Source organism: Mesorhizobium sp. WSM4308, from assembly GCF_002294905.1.
Taxonomy (GTDB): Bacteria; Pseudomonadota; Alphaproteobacteria; order Rhizobiales; family Rhizobiaceae; genus Mesorhizobium.
The window spans coordinates 1-17,278 of sequence record NZ_NSFW01000039.1; the positions used below are offsets into that span (position 1 = coordinate 1).

12 protein-coding genes are annotated in these 17,278 nt (G+C 62.0%); all 12 read right to left on the bottom strand.

Annotated features, from left to right (window positions below):
* Positions 1-717: 717 nt before the first annotated feature.
* Positions 718-1,722, bottom strand: coding sequence for a PleD family two-component system response regulator (locus CK227_RS35850; protein WP_095776171.1), 1,005 nt, complete (start codon positions 1,720-1,722; stop codon positions 718-720).
* 14 nt (positions 1,723-1,736) lie between these two features.
* A complete protein-coding gene (locus CK227_RS35855) occupies positions 1,737-2,756 on the bottom strand; it encodes a chemotaxis response regulator protein-glutamate methylesterase (RefSeq protein ID WP_095776172.1) in 1,020 nt (339 codons plus the stop codon).
* Positions 2,757-2,778: 22 nt separating this feature from the next.
* The gene (locus CK227_RS35860; protein WP_095776173.1) at positions 2,779-5,046 is read right to left on the bottom strand and encodes a hybrid sensor histidine kinase/response regulator; all 2,268 of its coding nucleotides are present in this window, start codon (positions 5,044-5,046) and stop codon (positions 2,779-2,781) included.
* Positions 5,043-5,747 carry a chemotaxis protein CheW gene (locus tag CK227_RS35865; RefSeq protein ID WP_095776174.1) on the bottom strand — a complete coding sequence of 235 codons (705 nt, stop codon included), beginning with the start codon at positions 5,745-5,747 and terminating at the stop codon, positions 5,043-5,045. The genes CK227_RS35860 and CK227_RS35865 overlap by 4 nt, the downstream gene beginning before the upstream one ends.
* Positions 5,747-6,988, bottom strand: a complete 1,242-nt coding sequence (locus CK227_RS35870) for a protein-glutamate O-methyltransferase CheR (RefSeq protein ID WP_095776175.1) — start codon at positions 6,986-6,988, stop codon at positions 5,747-5,749. The genes CK227_RS35865 and CK227_RS35870 overlap by 1 nt, the downstream gene beginning before the upstream one ends.
* Entirely contained in the window at positions 6,988-7,452 is a 465-nt protein-coding gene (locus CK227_RS35875) for a chemotaxis protein CheW (RefSeq protein ID WP_095776179.1), read from the bottom strand. Before CK227_RS35875 ends, CK227_RS35870 begins: the two co-directional genes overlap by 1 nt.
* Positions 7,453-7,475: 23 nt before the next feature.
* Entirely contained in the window at positions 7,476-9,113 is a 1,638-nt protein-coding gene (locus CK227_RS35880; RefSeq protein WP_095776176.1) for a methyl-accepting chemotaxis protein, read from the bottom strand.
* Positions 9,114-9,909: 796 nt separating this feature from the next.
* Positions 9,910-11,643, bottom strand: a complete 1,734-nt coding sequence (locus tag CK227_RS35885) for an SEL1-like repeat protein (RefSeq protein WP_095776177.1) — start codon at positions 11,641-11,643, stop codon at positions 9,910-9,912.
* A gap of 29 nt (positions 11,644-11,672) precedes the next feature.
* A complete protein-coding gene (locus tag CK227_RS35890; protein WP_095776178.1) occupies positions 11,673-13,079 on the bottom strand; it encodes an HlyD family type I secretion periplasmic adaptor subunit in 1,407 nt (468 codons plus the stop codon).
* A 41-nt stretch (positions 13,080-13,120) separates the two neighbouring features.
* Positions 13,121-15,415, bottom strand: a complete 2,295-nt coding sequence (locus CK227_RS35895; RefSeq protein WP_179296599.1) for a peptidase domain-containing ABC transporter — start codon at positions 15,413-15,415, stop codon at positions 13,121-13,123.
* Between the two features lie 219 nt (positions 15,416-15,634).
* The gene (locus CK227_RS37710; RefSeq protein WP_185975288.1) at positions 15,635-15,814 is read right to left on the bottom strand and encodes a hypothetical protein; all 180 of its coding nucleotides are present in this window, start codon (positions 15,812-15,814) and stop codon (positions 15,635-15,637) included.
* An 874-nt stretch (positions 15,815-16,688) separates the two neighbouring features.
* The coding region (locus tag CK227_RS37715) for a hypothetical protein (RefSeq protein ID WP_245318422.1) at positions 16,689-17,278 on the bottom strand (590 nt) is incomplete at its 5' end.

Here is a 17,278-nt window from a genome sequence, read left to right on the forward strand (position 1 = left end):
CAATGAAAGACGAGGTTGCGCCATTGGCTTCATCGAGCCAGACCAGACCTTTCGTGCCAGCCGGCAAGGCGTTGAGTTCGTCCACGGATGAAACGTCGACAAGATTGAACCCGGCGGTTGCGACCTCCGAGGCCGATCCGCCTGATGTATAATGGAGAGTGGCCATCCAATTTCCTTCGTCTGATTCGATAGCCCCAGTGCCTGCCTAGCTGAAAACGTATATTAGCGTACAATCAAATACAGGTACTCTTTGACAGAATGATTGATCGTAGACGGGAACCGCCACAAGATTGGTGCTGTGTGCGAGAGCGAAGGATCGCTGACGCGTTAAGGCGATACACGAGGTGATTGCCTCTCCCAAGCGGCTCGCCGAACCGAATAGAAATGGAAATCAGCTGATTAGTCAGTCACACGAAAAACACGCTGGAGCGTGCTTGCAGATTGAGCCGGCGGTAATAGCCTGGGCGGCAAACCTGACATATCGGCTCTCGCGTTCGTTTTGGGTTTCGCATGGCCGCTGACACAGCTCAGGTTTTTCGGGATTAACCTGTTGTCCTGAACGGAAAACGACGAATGCGTCCGAGTACCTTGACGTACTATAGCGACGACTCGTTGAGATGCATTAGAGTTTGCCCAGACCGTACTGGATCGATCCCGTCTACCCTCTGCGAGTGCCCAACGTCCATTTGGCTCAAATAGTTAAATCGTCACTGCCACCTAGCTCCGGGGCACGTGAAGCGCCACACGATCTCGTCCTTCCGACTTAGCGCGGAAGAGTGCCAAATCGGCGGCATTGACGAAATCGTTTGGCGTCTCGTTCTCGTTGGGCACTGTTGTCGCGACGCCGACGCTGATGGTTACCCGATCCGGGCCGTGCGGGATGTTCAGGTTCCGAACGCCCTGGACGAGCCGCTCTCCGATGCTGCTCGATTGTTCCAGCAAAGTGTCGACCAGAACGATGACGAACTCTTCGCCTCCGTAGCGCGCAGCGAGATCGGTGGAGCGGCCGGAACTGCCCTGGATAACCCGGGCGATTTGCTTGAGCACCTCATCGCCGGCCATGTGGCCATAGGCATCGTTGTATCGTTTGAAGTTGTCGGCATCGATCATCAATAGCGACAAGGGAGACTGTGCGCGAAGCGCGCGTTTCCACTCAGCCGCCAGATATTCATCGAAATAGCGCCTGTTGCCGAGACCCGTCAGGCCATCGATCCGCGTCAGACGCTCAAGCTCGAGATTTGCGCTGATCAGCTGTCGCTGGCTTTCCCTCAGCGCGCGGTACGCCGCGTCTCGCTGGACATGGTCCAGATAGGCCCGCGTGTGATACCGAATGCGCGCAATCAGCTCGATGCGATCCGGCAGTTTGACGAGATAGTCGTTGGCCCCGGCAGCGAAAGCTTCGCCTTTGGTAGCTGGATCTTCCTTGCTCGACAGCACAATGACTGGAACCGAGTGTGTCGACGAACGCTTCCTGTATTCTTTCACCAGATGCAGCCCGTCGACCCCGGGCATGACCAGGTCCTGGAGGATTACGGTTGGCTTTACCTCATCCGCGACCGCCATCGCCTTCAATGGGTCGGTGCAGAAGTGCAAGGCGATATCTGGCTCGTTAGCCAGGGCGCGCCTGACCGCCTCGCAAACCATGACCTGATCATCGATGAGCAGAACCATCGACGAATAGTTATCTGCCAGCGGCGGCACCAGCTCGGATTGTTGCGTCATCAGACGATCCCCTTTCACGTGGAGCGCCCGCAGGCTTCGATTATGCGTAAGCCGATAGCGCTCAAAGGAAGAATATCAACCGCCGCACCGATCGCAGCGGCGGCCTTCGGCATGCCATAGACTGCACTGGTTGCTTCATCCTGCGCGATTGTGAGATGCCCCTTGTCGCGCAGCTTTCTCAGCCCGCGCGCCCCATCCCTACCCATGCCTGTAAGCAGGACGCCAATTACCGAACCCGGCCACCATTGCGCCGCGCTTTCGAAAAACACATCCACCGACGGCCGATAGACGTTGTCCTTGGGGGTGGACGTGTAGCCGAGTTGCTGAGCCGATTTGAAAACCAGATGGTCATCCGAACTGGCGACAAGAACGGTGCCCGCTTGAGGCTTCTCCTTTTCTCGCGCCGGACGGATCGGAAGCGGGGTATGCTGCCCGAGCCAATCGACAAGGCCTGGAATGAACTGAGAATCGAGATGCTGGACGAGCACGATTGCGCAGCCAAAATCAATGGGAAAGGCGCTGAGCACCTTTGCAACGGCAGCCGGCCCGCCCGCCGAGGCGCCGATCGCTACCAAGCGTTGAGGGGAGGGGTCGGCGGCAACTGATATCGGCCCGCTTGCCTTGGATGGCGCATCACGGACCAGCTTACCGATCGTTGCAATCTTGTTGGTCAGAAGCCGTGCGGATTGCGAGGAGGCGTTGCCTGCGATGCCCACCGACGGGATATCGACCGCGTCGAGCGCGCCATGACCCATTGCTTCGTAGACCCCGGCGACGTTGGCTTCGATACTGGCGGTCACCAGCAAGATCGAGCACGGGGTTTCTGCCATGATCCGGCGGGTCGCTTCCACGCCGTCTATCTCTGGCATTGCTAGATCCATGAGTATCAGATCCGGCAGGTCACGTCTGCAGGCCTCGACCGCTTCACGCCCATTGGCCGCCATCCACGCGACCTGATGTTCGCGGGTCGACACGACCAGCCGGCGCAGAAGCTCGACCGCCATCGGCATATCGTTGACTATGCCGATTCTCATTCCTTGGCTTCCAATTTCGATCTCATCCTGTCGCCTCGCCAATCATGTCCACGACGGCATGAATCAGCGCCTCGTCCTGAAAGCTGCCCTTGGTCAGATAGTAGTCTGCGCCGGCGTCAAGTCCGCGCGAGCGGTCTTCCTCGCGATCCTTGTACGAAACGATCATGATCGGCGTGTTCTTGAGATGAGCGTCCTTTCGGATCAAGGTCACCAACTCGATGCCGTCCATGCGCGGCATGTCGATGTCCGTCACAACAAGATCGAAGGGGCCGGAGCGGACGGCATTCCACCCGTCCATGCCGTCGACCGCCACTTCGACCTCATAGCCGTGATTGCCCAGCATCTTGCGCTGGAGTTCGCGAACCGTGAGTGAATCGTCAATCACCAGCACGCGCTTGCGCCTGCCGGGTTCTGGACCGCCCGCAGCACGCCGAAGGGCTCGAAATCCACCGGATGATGCAAGCTTCTCCACCGATCTTATCAGATCATCCACGTCGAAGATCAGGACAGGCGAACCGTCCTCCATCAGGGCCGCGGCGCTGATGTCCTTGATCTTGGCGAAGCGGGGATCGAGAGGCCGGATTACCAGCTCGCGTTCGCCGAGGAAACGATCGACGATCAGGCCGTATGCTTCGCCCTGACCGGCATCTACGACGACGACCGAGAGAGCGTCCGGTTCGGAAGATCCGGGCTCACCACGGTTCAGCACCTCGCGTGCCGTGACCAGCCCGATCTGTCGGTCGTTCAGACGAAAATGCGGCCGACCCTGAAGGAGACTGATCTGCATCCGCTGCAATTTCAGTGTCTTCGAAATGGCAGCGAGCGGAAACGCATAGGGCTCGCCATCGACATCGACGAGCAGCGTGCGCAGGACCGACAACGTCAGCGGCAGTTGCAGTTGAAACCTAGTTCCGTGCCCGAATTCCGAGGAGACGCTGGTGATACCGCGGACCTCCTTGGTCATCGCCTGCACAGCGTCGAGCCCCACACCACGGCCGGAGACGTCAGTAAGGCCCAGTTTCATCGAAAAGCCGGGCAGAAACAGGAAGGCGAGCAATTCCGTTTCGCTGAGTGTGTTGGCACTTTCCCTGGTTGCGAGGTGCCGGTCGACGATCGTCTCGCGCAGCTCCGCCAAATCGATGCCCCTGCCGTCGTCCACCACGGTTATTTGCAGCAGGCCGGCATTGTGCCGCGCTTCGAGCCTGATGAGACCCTCTGCCGGTTTACCTGCCGCGACCCGCTCCTCGGGCGGTTCAAGCCCGTGGTCTACAGCGTTGCGTAGGAGATGCCCCAGAGGTGCGTCGAGTTGTTCGAGGATGTCGCGGTCGATGCCGGTGGAGCCGCCTACGATCTCCAGCCGCACCCGCTTGCCGAGGGTACGTCCGAGGTCGCGAACCATCCTCGCATAGTGCCGCACGCCGTCTTCAAACGGCCGCATCCGGCTCGCCAACGTCTCGTCGTACAATCTGTTGGCAAGATCGGTGGCCTTTCGATCTACTGAATCCAGCTCATCGAGACGCTCCGCCAGGAACGCCTGGCTCAGCCGAAGCTTTCGCTGCGCTTCGGCCAGCGCCTCCACCACTGCTTCGTCCTTTGAAACAGCCGGCAGCACTGCATGAAGGTCGTCGAACGCACTTGCGAGGTCCGATTGAAGCCGCTTCAGCCGCAGCAGCCCGTCGGCGAACGGCCTGAGCCGCCGCGCTTCCATCAGCGACTCACCGGCTAGCCCGAGCAATCGATTCAGGCTGTCCGCCGTCACCCGAACCATTCTGTCGGAGCCGATGCTTCCTTGGCTTTGCGGCACCGTCGCAACGAGGAGGCTCGCTGAAAGGGTGGTCGCCGGCACCCCCTGGGCATCTGGGAAATCAGCTTCGGATTTGCGGGGCAAGTGGGTGGCATCGGGGAGGGCCAATTCCGCGAACTTGGCGAGAAAGGCTTCGACGTCAGGGGGCACGCTCTCGCTCGATGGTCCCGATGCAATCAATTTCAGAAGGTCGGTGCCTTGCAGAAGCGCATCGATATGCTCCTGTCGCACCGTGAGATGCCCACGTTGCGCGGCGACTAGGCAATCCTCCATCGCATTTGCAACTTTGACCGCGGGCGTCAGGTCGATGATGCGGGCAGCTCCTTTCAAGGAATGCGCGGCTCGCATGCATGCTTCCAGGGCATCGGCGGCGACAGGATCGCGTTCGAGCGCCAGAAGACCGGAGGTCAAAGCCTGCGACTGGCTCTCCAGTTCGGCCTGGAAGAGGCTCAGCATCGAAACCTGGCTGAAGTCCTCGTCTGTCATGCGATGCTCCGATCCAGCATCGTGAGCAGTTGTCCCGGGTCGAGACAGCCAACGGCTCGTCCCTGCCAGGGCAACACGGCAACCGTGGCGGCCGACAGCGCCTTGCTGATCGTGGCCGGCACAGCGAGCGTATCTCCTTCCCGGTAGCGGTGTAAGCCGTGGATCTCGTCCACCGTAAAGGCAACCCGCTTGTCGGGCTCGCCGACCACGACCAGGCGGCGAAATGGCTTGGATCGCGTGCCTAGCTCCCCCTCCTTGCGCTCGTCTATTCCGAGCAATTCAGAGAGCGACAGGCAGATCAGCAACTCACCGCGGACATTGGCAATGCCGAGCACTGCACTGTTCCTTCGGTGCGGGAGCGAATGAACGCGGCGAGACTCAGCCACTTCATGAAAAATCCCGACCGGAAGCGCCAGCCATTCCTCTCCCAAACGGAAGAGAACGGCGGTCTGTACCGCCTCGTCGTCTGCCGAACCGAGATCGGTAGGACCAGATTTGTCAGGCCATTCGCCGGGATATTGCGAGGGCGCTGCACGGTCGAGGAGGCGCCGTGCAGCCTTCTTGTGGGTCGGGCAATTGCGGCAGTGCAAATGCCGCTCGAGTAGCGGACACGACTTGTCGCCGCGCACGCCGATCCGGCGCCAGCAGTCGTCGATTTCAATCTCCTCCACCGGCTGAGGAATCCCTGTCGAAGCCGCCATCAGGTGCCGCTCCTTTTGTGGGCCCGATCCAGCCGGCCGGCCAATGCCTCGGCGCCGCTATGGTCGCCTTGCTTTCGAAGCAGCAAAGCCAGATGGACCAGAGCTTCCCGATGATTTGGCGCGAGATAGAGCGCCTTCCGATAGCTTTGCGCGGCTTCGGGCGCAGCGCCATCCGCATCCTGAACGAGGCCCAGGAGGTAGAAGATTTCCGCCGAAGGACCGAATGCCTTAAGATGCGCTAGGGCAACTTCCTGTGCCTCCTTTACCCGTCCCGCATTGGCGATTCGCTCAACCGCGATGAGGCTTTCCGCGAGCTGGTCTAGCGGCTTGGCCGTGGCCTGCACGCGACCTTCCCTGCCGATTGCCAGCCGAGGCGGAACAACAGGCTTGGCCTTGTTGACCTTCGGGGTTGGGGGCCGCACAGGAACGGCAGCGGAAACTATCGGGGCCGCGGTCTTAACGGGCTCCGACTTCAGGAAGGCGAAGGCCAGTGGCCATTCAGCGGAAACGAGGCCGTGCAACCTTGGAAGCGACGCTTCCGCCGGACCGACCAGAAGAAGTCCGTCCTTGGCCAGGAGGTCCTTCAGGCAGATCAATGCGCGATCCTGCAGCTCTCGATTGAAATAGATCAGCAAATTGCGGCACAGCAGGATGTCATAGACCTCATGCCCGAACCACGCGCGAGGATCGAACAGGTTTCCGACCCGAAACCGAACCTGTTTTAACACCGCAGCATGGGGCCGCAACCCGCCCTCGGCCGCTTCGAAATAGCGGTCCTTGAATTCGAGATAGCTGCCGCGAAACGAATTGCGCCCATAGACGGCACGTTCAGCAACCGCGACATTGCGGCTGCTGACGTCCACTGCATCGATGTTGAACTCGTGTGCCTCAAAGCCGGCATCGAACATGGCCATGGCAACCGAATAAGCCTCTTCGCCGGTTGAACATGGCAGACTCAGGACTTTTATCGGCTGAGGACGTTTGCTCACACGGGCATGCCGCGCCAGCATCGTGAACGCTTCCCGGTCGCGAAAGAACCAGGTCTCCGAGACCACCACAGCATTGATCAGCTCCTGCAGTTCCTGCTGCGAACCGGTCAGCTGTTCCCAATAGGCCTGAAGGTTGGTTATCCGGCATGCTGCCATTCGATCTCTGACCGCCTGACGGACCACTGTCGGCCCAACGCTGGCACTGTCCAGTCCAATGGCTTCCGTCAGAAGTTTTTCGATTGCGCCGGTCATCAATCACCCATCGCGGCCTGGTGGAACAATGCGGTACGAATCTCTTCCGAAAGCAGCGCTTCCGCTTTGACCCACTGAATGATCTCCAGGCCATCCGAAGCCACCGGACCGAGATAGGGCGGTGTTCCTGGCTCCAGTCCGAACGGCGCGAAGTCGGCAGGGTCCCGCTCAAGCGTGTCCGTCACCCGTTCCGCGATCAGCCCGAGCAGGCGTTGCTCGCCACCTTGCGTCGGATAGCGCGTCACAACGATCCGGGTGCTCAACCGCGGCTCGGATGGCCGGCCAAGTGCCAGAAGAGTCACATCGATCAACGGGATGGGTATTCCGTTATAGCTGGCCAGTCCGACCACTCCGGTCGGCGCTCCCGGTAGCACTTTGACATCGATGTAAGGCAACACCTCTTCAATCTGGTTGACGTCGATCAGGTAGCGATCCTTACCCATGCTGAAGGCGAGGAATAGCATTGTCATCTCCGACTGCCAGCTTGCTATGCTCTCAGCTTGAATCTTGAAATGCTGCCTCGCAGCCCGCCTGAGACTTGATTGAGCTCGTCGATCGCGAGCGCCGATTGCTGAAGAGATTCGACTGTTTGCTGAGCTGCCTCGCTCAGCTGAGTGAGCGTGTCGCTGATCTGGCCAGCGCCGGTCGCCTGGGCTTGCATGCCTTCATTGGCGACTTCGAAACGTGGCACCAGACCCTGAACCTGCTGGATGATTTCGAACAGTTGGCCGCCGACCTGCTGGATTTCCTGCATGCCCCGGCGGACCTGCTCTGAAAACTTATCCATGCCCATTACCCCGGCCGCGACCGCCGACTGGATATCCTTGACCATCTGCTCGATATCGTAGGTGGACACGGCCGTCTGGTCCGCGAGCCTTCGGATTTCGGTCGCCACCACTGCAAAGCCTCGGCCATATTGGCCTGCCTTCTCCGCCTCGATGGAAGCGTTGAGCGACAACAGGTTCGTCTGATCGGCGACTTTGGTGATGGTCGTCACCACCTGGTTGATGCTGCCGGCCTTCTCGCTCAGGATCGCAAGTTTAGAATTGATCGCGGCCGCCGCTTCCATGACCTGGTGCATGGTTTCTTCCATGCGGGCCAGTCCCGCTTGCCCTCCGCCGGCGACCACAGCTGTTTGCTCGGCAACTGTCGAGACCTCGTTCATCGTCCGGACCAACTCGTTTGACGTGGCGGAGATTTCCTTGGCTGTTGCGCGGATCTCGGTGGTGGTCGCTGCGATTTCGGTGGCGGTTGCCTGCTGTTGCTTGGAGGTGGCGGCGATCCCCGTGATCGACGTACTGACCTGTATGCCGGACCTTTGAACCTGACCAATGAGAGTGGTGAGATCGTCCGCCATTGCGTTGAAGCCGTCGGCAAGCACGCTGAATTCGTCTCGACGCCTGAGATCGATGCGGTCGCTGAAGTCGCCTTGCCGCATCAACTGAACCGCGTCGACTAGGCGAGTGAGCGGGCCCGTGATGGCGCGAAACAGCAGGTATCCTAAAAGAAGGGCCAGCCCGAGGGCGATCAGCAGGCCAGCGCTCAAACCCACTTCCGCGGTCCTAACGATCGAGCCTATCCGCTGTGTCGCGCTGTTCGCCTCGCCTCTATGATCCTCGACCATGGCTTGCAGGGCGGACTGCAATTTTAGAAAGACCGGCTCCACGGTGTTCTTGATGGCCGTACGCTCATTGGGAGTTTCACCTTTCGACAGGGCAGCCCGGCTTGCGTCCAGCACAGCAGTTTCAGTTTGGCGAAATTGGTTGGCGAGTTCTTTGACGGCCGCATAATTCTGCTTGTCGACATCGGAGACGATTTTCGCTTCATAATCGTCCATCCGCCGCTGCACCTGATCGCGATTGGTCGCGATCGCGCTTTCAAGCGTGCGTTTGTCCGACGGGTTGTCCTCAAGCGCATATTCCTGGAGCAGGCTATGGGCGGTCATCTGGCCGATCATGATCTCGGTGCTGTGAGAGAGGTCCGGGAGGATGCCCTTTTCGACCTCTGTCGCCTCCTGCTGGGTCTGGAGGAACCAAGCGTACGCGATGACGGCTATTACCGACATCACCACAAGAACGGCAGCGAAGCTGACGAGGATGCGGTGGCGTATTGTGAGACTCTTCATGGAACCGGGTTCACCAATGGGGGCATCGTTGTCGGCTCGACCGCCGTTCGTTCCGACATTTCGAAAAAGGTGCGTCGAAAAGCAGTAGCTTGATGCCGAATGGTTTCTTTTCCGTTCAACCGCGGATGACGGCTAATCGGCTCACCAATCGAGATGCGGCAGCCCCACGCGTAGAGTTCAATTGAACGGTTGGTCGTGTCAGTTGCTTCGGCGGCAAGATCAGCACGGCGACGTGGCGCTCCAGGCGAAACTGGTAAATCGTCGCGGCACAAGACGAGACCGTCCCTCCCAACCATCCATGGACCAACGGTCAGGTCAAGCGGATGAACCGAACGCTGAAGGAGGCAACCGTCCGGCGATATCACTACGCTATAGATAAATGAAATCAGATTTTACGGGACAACGTGTGCAAAAATCGCACTCTCTTCTTTTCGTTCCGACGGAGCCGCCGAAAGCTCTTTTCGCAGGCTCTTCTGCCGACGATATTGACCGCTCCAATGTTCGCCGGGATATCCGTGCCTTGCGCCTCCAGCCGCATTAAGCGCTTAACGGAAGTTGGGATGTGTGGACCCGCCATGGTGCAAACTTACTGAACCACTCAATCTGGGACCTGTGACTGCTGCGGCCCCAGAATATATGCCAGGCCTGACAAAGGAATAATACGGCGCTTGGGGGCCGGGCCTCTAATTCCCGCGTCGAACGAGCATATAACTCAGGGCGCGGCCAGTCGGTCGGCGGATCTCCAATGGTCCTCCAGCCTTATTGGCGCTGCTTCACTCCAACGGCCACAGCAGCCCTAGTTGGACCCGCCCGCAGCCGCCAATTCCTCTGCCGCTTCACCGATACCGTGCGCAGCCGCACGTTCGAGCCAAAGGCGACCTGCCACCGGGTCGCGCTCCCCGGCGAGGCCTTTCAAGAGATAACGTCCGAGCATGAATTGGGCTTGCCCATGCCCGCGTCCGGCAGCGGCGGCGTACCATTTCTGCGCTGCTGCCTGATCGACCGGCAGGCCGTGGCCGGCTCCGTACAGCGCGCCAATCGCAAACATCGCCCCGGCGTGACCGTCGTCGGCGGCCTGCTCAAATAGCTGCATTGCAGCCTCGGGCTCGGGCATGCCGCCGCGCCCATTGAGTAGCATCTCGGCGAGCGCCACGCGTGCGTCGAGCACGCCGGCGTCGGCCGCCCGCGCAAACCACACGCGGGCCTGAGTTGGGTCGGCCGGGACGCCGCGTCCATCCTGGAGGAGGCGGGCATACATATATTGCGCCTCGGCGACGCCTTCGGCCGCGCGCCGCAGCCAGTCTGCCGCTTGCCCCTCGTCCCGGCGAACGCCGACGCCCTTGGCGAAGCAGAGCCCAAGGTTGAATGCCGCGATGAGGTCACCCGATGACGCGGCCGCCTCGAACCATCCGGCAACGCTTGCACCGTCGTCCGGCTCGCCGGCTCCTCCGAGGATAAGATTGGCGAGGTCTGTCTGTGCCTGCTGATTGCCGCCATTTGCGGAAGAACGCAGCCAGCGTGCTCCTTCCTCGACATCCTGAGCCACACCATTTCCCGTCAAATAGAGCGAGGCCAAAGCGCGGGCGGCGTCTTGATGGCCCGCTTCGGCCGCCCGCCGATACCAATTCGCGGCTTCTGCAAAATCCGGCCGCTGCGTCTTCGCATAGCGATCGCCCAGCATATAGGCCGCCTCGATATTGCCGGCCAAGGCTGCACGCCGCATCCACGCCTCCCCGGCAGCGACATCTTGGCCGACGAGTGCGCCGTCAATCAGCGCCAATCCCAATCGGAACTGGGCGGAGGGCAGGCCCTTCTCTGCCGCAGCCTGATAGAGTTGAGCGGCTGCCGCCATGTCGCGTGCTACGCCGAGCCCGTGCTCGGTAAGGACTGCAAGAAGATAGGTCGCGGTCGGCAGGCCGGCGTCGGCCGCGCGTCTCACCTCGTCCGCGATCCTGGCCCTGTTCTCGCGTTTGCCGCGGCGAGCCAGCGACAAGGCAAAGCCCAGGCACCCTTCGGCGCAGCCGGCAGAAGCCGACTTCTCGTACCACCGGTGTGCGGCATCGGGATCGCGCATCGATGCGGGGCCGCTGGTAAGGATATAACCGAGGATCGCCTGTCCCGTGGCCGAGCCTGCCTCGGCCGACTTGGTGGCAAAGTCGAAACCGGCCGTGAAGTCCGGCTTCCCCGGGGAATCAGGTTTGAACAAGTGCTCCGACGGCCCCTTGCCGTCGGCTTCCGCCGTCACCAGCCCGGTGACGTAGAGCGCGGCGAGGAGCGCCTGCGCATCCGCGCTCCCGTGGTTTGCCGCCCGCAGCAGCCATCGCGCGCCTTCCATACGGCTCGGTGGCACACCGGCGCCTTCCAGATAGCAACGCGCGACCCGGTACTCGGCGTCAACGATCCCCGCGCGCGCCGCTTTCGCCATAAGCGGAAAGGCTTCAGCCGCCTTGCCGCCGTCAGCAAGCTGGATCGCCCGACGCAACACCGCCGCCGGGAAGGCCAGACCAGTCAGCCGATCCAGGATTGTCATCGATCCGAGCCTCTGATTCCTCCAGTACTCTAAGGCTCCCGCATCGCCTCCTGGCCGATCGGGAGCATGACGCCGAGAATGTACTTGAGTATCGTGCGCCGACCGACCTTGACGTCGGCGGTCACCGGCATTCCGGGGCTGACGGCGAAACCGGCGGGAACGCCGTGGAGGGCGACCTGGTCGATGGAGATCCGCGTCCGATAGAATGGCTCGGCGTCGGAAGGCAGCATGGCCAGGGAACTGTTCGGATCGCGCGATTGCTCCTGTGCCGAGAAGGAATCCGGGCTGAGTGCCCGCACGGTTCCATGGGCGAGGCCGTATTGCGAATAGGGGAAGGTATCGAACTTGATGACCACCGGGTCGCCGACATGCACAAAACCGCTGCTCCTGCCAACGATGTTTGTCTCGATCTCGAGCGGCGCGTCGGCCGGCACCAGCGTGATAAAGCGCTCCCCTGACTGCATGACCGAGCCGACAGAGACTTTTGCCACCGATTGAACGATGGCGTCTGATTGGCTCTTCAACTCGACCAACTGGTTTCGAAGCTTTGCCTTGTTGAGAAGTTCGCGGGCATCCGAGATCCGCGAGCTCGCCTCCGACAGGCTCTGCGAGACTTCCGCGCGCCAGCCCTGAATGTAGCCGTCGCGCTCGGCGGCCACCGCTGCCTGTTGGCGTTTGGCTGCTTCCGCGGTCTGCTCGGCATTGCCCAGTGACCGGGACATTTCCGCCCGGTTGTCCTCGGCCAGGAGCGTGTTGAGGCGGCTTCCTACCTGCCTTGCCTCGAGCTGCTTACGCATCTGCTCGATCGAATCGGCAACCGTGAGCCGCTGGCGGTAGCCGTCGGCATCCGATTGCGATCGCGAAATCACCGAGCTAAGTTCGTCACGCTGGCGTTCGAAATTCTCCACCTTGGCGTCGTAGACCGCCTTACGTTGCTCGAATATCGACACCTGCAGGGTCCAACTCGGGTCGAGGCCGTTGTAGGTGAACGTCTGGCCGCTGGCCTCGGCCTTCAACCGCGCCACCTCGGCTTCAAGCGTCGAGACCTGCATCGCCAGTGCCGTTTGGTCGGCTGAGGTAAAGGTCGCATCGAGGCGGGCAAGCAATTGGCCAGCTTTGACGCGCTGTCCTTCCCGCACCTCGATCGAGCGGACAATCGCTGTTTCTAGCGGCTGCACGACTATGTTGGGGGATTGCGAGACCACCAGCCCTCTGGTTGTCACGACCTGATCGACCGGTATCAGCCCCGCCAGGGCGATCAGAGCGATGACCAGGCTAGAGACGATCCAGACAATGCCTCGCGCCGCCCGCGGAATAGGCGCATTGGAGACAGCCGTCGACGGCCACTGGAACTCGAGTATGGCCGGCGTCGTCGGATCCTTCGTTTCCTTCCGGTGCCACCGAGGGGGAGGGGCGGTGAGAGAGGTGCTGCTCATCGGTTACCGGACCTGATGCGAATATGAGGCGCGCGACATGATCAAACCAACCGCGGCGGGACAGCGACCGGGCGGCCGTGGCGGCCGTCGAGGTGCCGGTTCTGCTGCGACCACAGCTGGCGATAGAGCGCGCATCGTTCGAGCAGGGTCGCATGCGGCGCAACGTCCAGGACCTTGCCCTGATCCATGACCAGGATGTTGTCGCACTCGGTCAGCGAGGCGAGCCGGTGCGAAACGATGATCATCGTGCGCCCGCTGGCAATGCGCATGAGGTTGGCGCTGACAACCGCCTCGCTTTCCGGGTCGAGTGCGCTGGTCGCTTCGTCCAGGATGAGAATGGTCGGATCGTGGATGAGCGCGCGCGCGATCGCCAGCCGCTGCTTTTGACCGCCTGACAGATTGGGCGAACCTTCCTCGATGTAGGTGTCGTAGCCATTCGGCATCCGCTCGATGAATTCCTGGGCGCCGGCGAGGTGCGCGGCGCGCATGGCATCGGAAAGCGTCAGGCCTGGGCGCCCGGCGATGATGTTGTCTCGGATCGATCCGCGGAACAGAAAGTTGTCCTGGAGGACCACGCCAAGCCCCTGGCGAAGATGGCGCAGGTTGATCTCCTTGAGGTCGACGCCATCAAGCTTGAGGAACCCACTGTAGTCGCGGTTGATCCCTTGCAGGAGGCGCGCGATTGTCGATTTTCCCGACCCGCTGCGCCCAACAATGCCAAACATGCTGCCGGCGGGAATATGGAAGCTGACCCGGTCGAGCGCCGGTGTCTTGGTGGCGATATAGCTAAAGGTCAGGTCGCTGAACGCGACCTCGCCGACCAGCCTGGGTCTCAGGCCGGTGGAATTCGAACTGCTCTCCAGCGGCCGGTTGAGGACGGACGCCGCCTCGCCGATCGCCGCACCGACCTCCTCGTAGTCTTCAACCAGTCGCGCCAGGCCAACCAGCGGCTGCGCCACACGCTGGGCGATCATCATGAAGGCGAACAGGCCGCCGACCATGTAGCCGGTGCGGTCGTTCATCGCGAGATAAGCGCCGATCAGCATGGTGCCGAGCACCATCACGCGTTCGATCGGCGTGACAAGGGTCTGCGGCCAGCTTGCCAGCTGTCCGAAGGCGAGACGCGCCTTTCCCGCTTCCGCCACCCGCTCGTCCCAGAGCGCCTTGCGCTGCGGCTCGAGACCGAGCGCCTTCACCGTCTTTATGCCGACGACAGTCTCGCCGAGCGCCGCCGACTTCCAGGTCTCGGCGTCGACCACCCGCTGGTATCTTCGGCGCAACGGCCTGAGGAAGGCGAGGATGATCAGCATGATCACCACCGCGCAGGCCAGCACGATCCAGGCCAGGGCGGCGTTGATGTAGAACATGACCGGCACCAGCACACACAGTGTGATCATATCCAAGAACGTGCTGAGGAGTTTTCCGGTCAGGAACTCGCGAATGCGATAGACCTGGGCGAGATGATACATCGTCTCGCCGGCCGGATGCCGCTCGAAATAGTCAAGCGGCAGGCGTAACAGCCGGCTGAAGACATGCAGCTGCAGCTTGGTGTCCAGACGGGCGCCGACGACATTGATGATCAGCCGCCGCGCATGGCCAAGCAGTGTCTCGTAGGCGAAAACCACGGCGATCACCGCGGACAAGAGCACCAGCGTCGAGATGCTGTTGAACTGCAGCACCTTGTTGACCACCGTCATGACGATGAGCGGCGGCAGGATGGTAAGGACGCTCAGCGTGAACGAGGCGATGGTGATATCGCGCAAGGCATGGCTTTCGAGACGCACCAGTTCGGCGAGCCAGCGAAGGGTGAAGGGGGCGTCCGCCGCGACATAGGATCGTGTGGGGCGCAGCAGCAGTGCCTCGCCCGTCCAAACCTGCGACAGCCGCAACTCGTCAATGGCGACGGCTTCACCATCTTCGGGTGCATCCGCACTTTTCAGGAAGACGACGTTTCGCTCGGCGCTCGCCCCGGTGAGAAGAGCCGCGCCGCCATCGTTGAACAAAAGGACGACCGGGCCGGAGTCCTGGAAGCGCAAAAGGTGGGACCAGCGGATGCGCACGGCGCGTGACCACATGCCGGCGTCCTGCGCCCACTGCGACAGATCGGCGGCGGCCGGAACCGCGCTCGCGGCCCTGAATTCGTTCGGGTCGAGCTCGACACCGTGATAGCGGGCGGCTCGCAGCATCGCCTTGAGGCGCGGCCCGATCTTGTCGAATTCGGCCGGACCACCAGGGATCCGCGCCATAGTACTTTCGCCGCCCGCCGCGTCGCCTTGCGCAGAACCGGCTTGGATCGGGACCGCCTGGATTTCGGCGTTCACGGGGATGTTCACCATGGCTTTGTCTTCCGGCACGCGAGCGAACTCGACAATTCCCGGGCCGAAGCGCCCTTGCCGAGGGTTTCGATCATGCCGCCACTGTACTCCGAATTGATTCGCCGTGCGACTCTCATGCCAATCCCTGTCCGGGATGTTGAACGCGCGGACCCGCTTTCCAGCGAAGCCCGCGCGCCCGTTTTTAACCCTGACCAGTTATGGTCCAGGTCCATTCGCCGCTCACTCGTGCGGCTTCAAAAGATCCTTCAGGGACGTCTTGACGGCGTGGTCGTTGCTGGCGTAGCCGGCGCCAGGCTTGGTCTGATCCGAGGTGAGATCCGTGCTCGCTCCGGAAGGCTTGTTCTGGTTGTTGCCAGATCCGCTGATTGTCTTGAGGACGTTCAGCAGGTCTGTCGTCACCGAAGTCGCCGCAAGGCTGACCAGTTGGCCGAACGACGCATTCTTGCCGGGATCACTGTTACCGTCAGCCGAGCCGGATTGCAGGAACTGTGTGGTGTCCTTGAGCCCGAGCGTGTTGGACGTGACCGCGGCTTGTCCCCCGTTTCCTTTGCCCTGACCACCGGCAGAGTTGCCCTGTCCCTGATGTCCGCTGTTGTCGGCATTGTTATGGTTCCCGGAATTGCCCGGTGCGGGCTGTTCTCCGTTGCCGTGGCCGTTGTTGCCATGACTACCGGTTCCACCACCATCCGAACCGGTTCCTCCGGTCGGGCCTGTCGGACCTTGCGAGCCCGTTGCGCCAGTCGCACCGGTTGCTCCAGTCGAACCTGTGGCACCAGTCGAGCCGGGGGCACCAGTCGAGCCAGTCGAGCCTGTTGCGCCGGTATCGCCGGTTGCACCCGTGGCACCAGTCGCTCCGGTATCACCAGTTGCACCCGTGGCTCCGGTCGCTCCGGTATCGCCAGTGGCACCCGTGGCTCCGGTTGCGCCGGTGTCGCCAGTGGCACCCGTTGCACCAGTCGCTCCGGTATCGCCAGTGGCACCCGTGGCTCCGGTTGCGCCGGTGTCGCCAGTGGCACCAGTCGCTCCGGTGTCGCCAGTTGCACCCGTGGCTCCGGTTGCGCCGGTATCGCCAGTGGCACCCGTTGCACCAGTCGCTCCGGTATCACCAGTCGCACCCGTGGCTCCGGTTGCGCCGGTATCGCCAGTTGCCCCGGTCGCACCAGTCGCTCCGGTATCACCAGTTGCACCCGTGGCTCCGGTATCGCCAGTGGCACCCGTGGCTCCGGTTGCGCCGGTGTCGCCAGTGGCACCCGTTGCACCAGTCGCTCCGGTATCACCAGTTGCACCCGTGGCTCCGGTTGCGCCGGTGTCGCCAGTTGCCCCGGTCGCACCAGTCGAGCCAGTTGCACCAGTCGAGCCAGTCGCACCGGTCGAGCCTGTGGCACCGGTCGAACCGGTGGCACCTGTCGAGCCCGTTGCTCCGGTCGAGCCAGTCGAACCCGTGGCACCAGTCGAACCTGTTGCGCCGGTCGAGCCCGTGGCACCGGTCGAGCCGGTCGCACCCGTCGAACCCGTGGCACCAGTCGAGCCAGTCGCACCGGTCGCACCGGTCGTGCCAGTCGCACCGGTCGAACCGGTGGCACCTGTCGAGCCTGTCGCACCGGTCGAGCCGGTCGCACCCGTCGAGCCCGTGGCACCAGTCGAGCCAGTCGCACCGGTCGAACCGGTGGCACCTGTCGAGCCCGTGGCACCAGTCGAGCCAGTTGCACCAGTCGAGCCAGTCGCACCGGTCGAGCCTGTGGCACCGGTCGAACCGGTGGCACCTGTCGAGCCCGTTGCTCCGGTCGAGCCAGTCGAACCCGTGGCACCAGTCGAACCTGTTGCGCCGGTCGAGCCCGTGGCACCGGTCGAGCCGGTCGCACC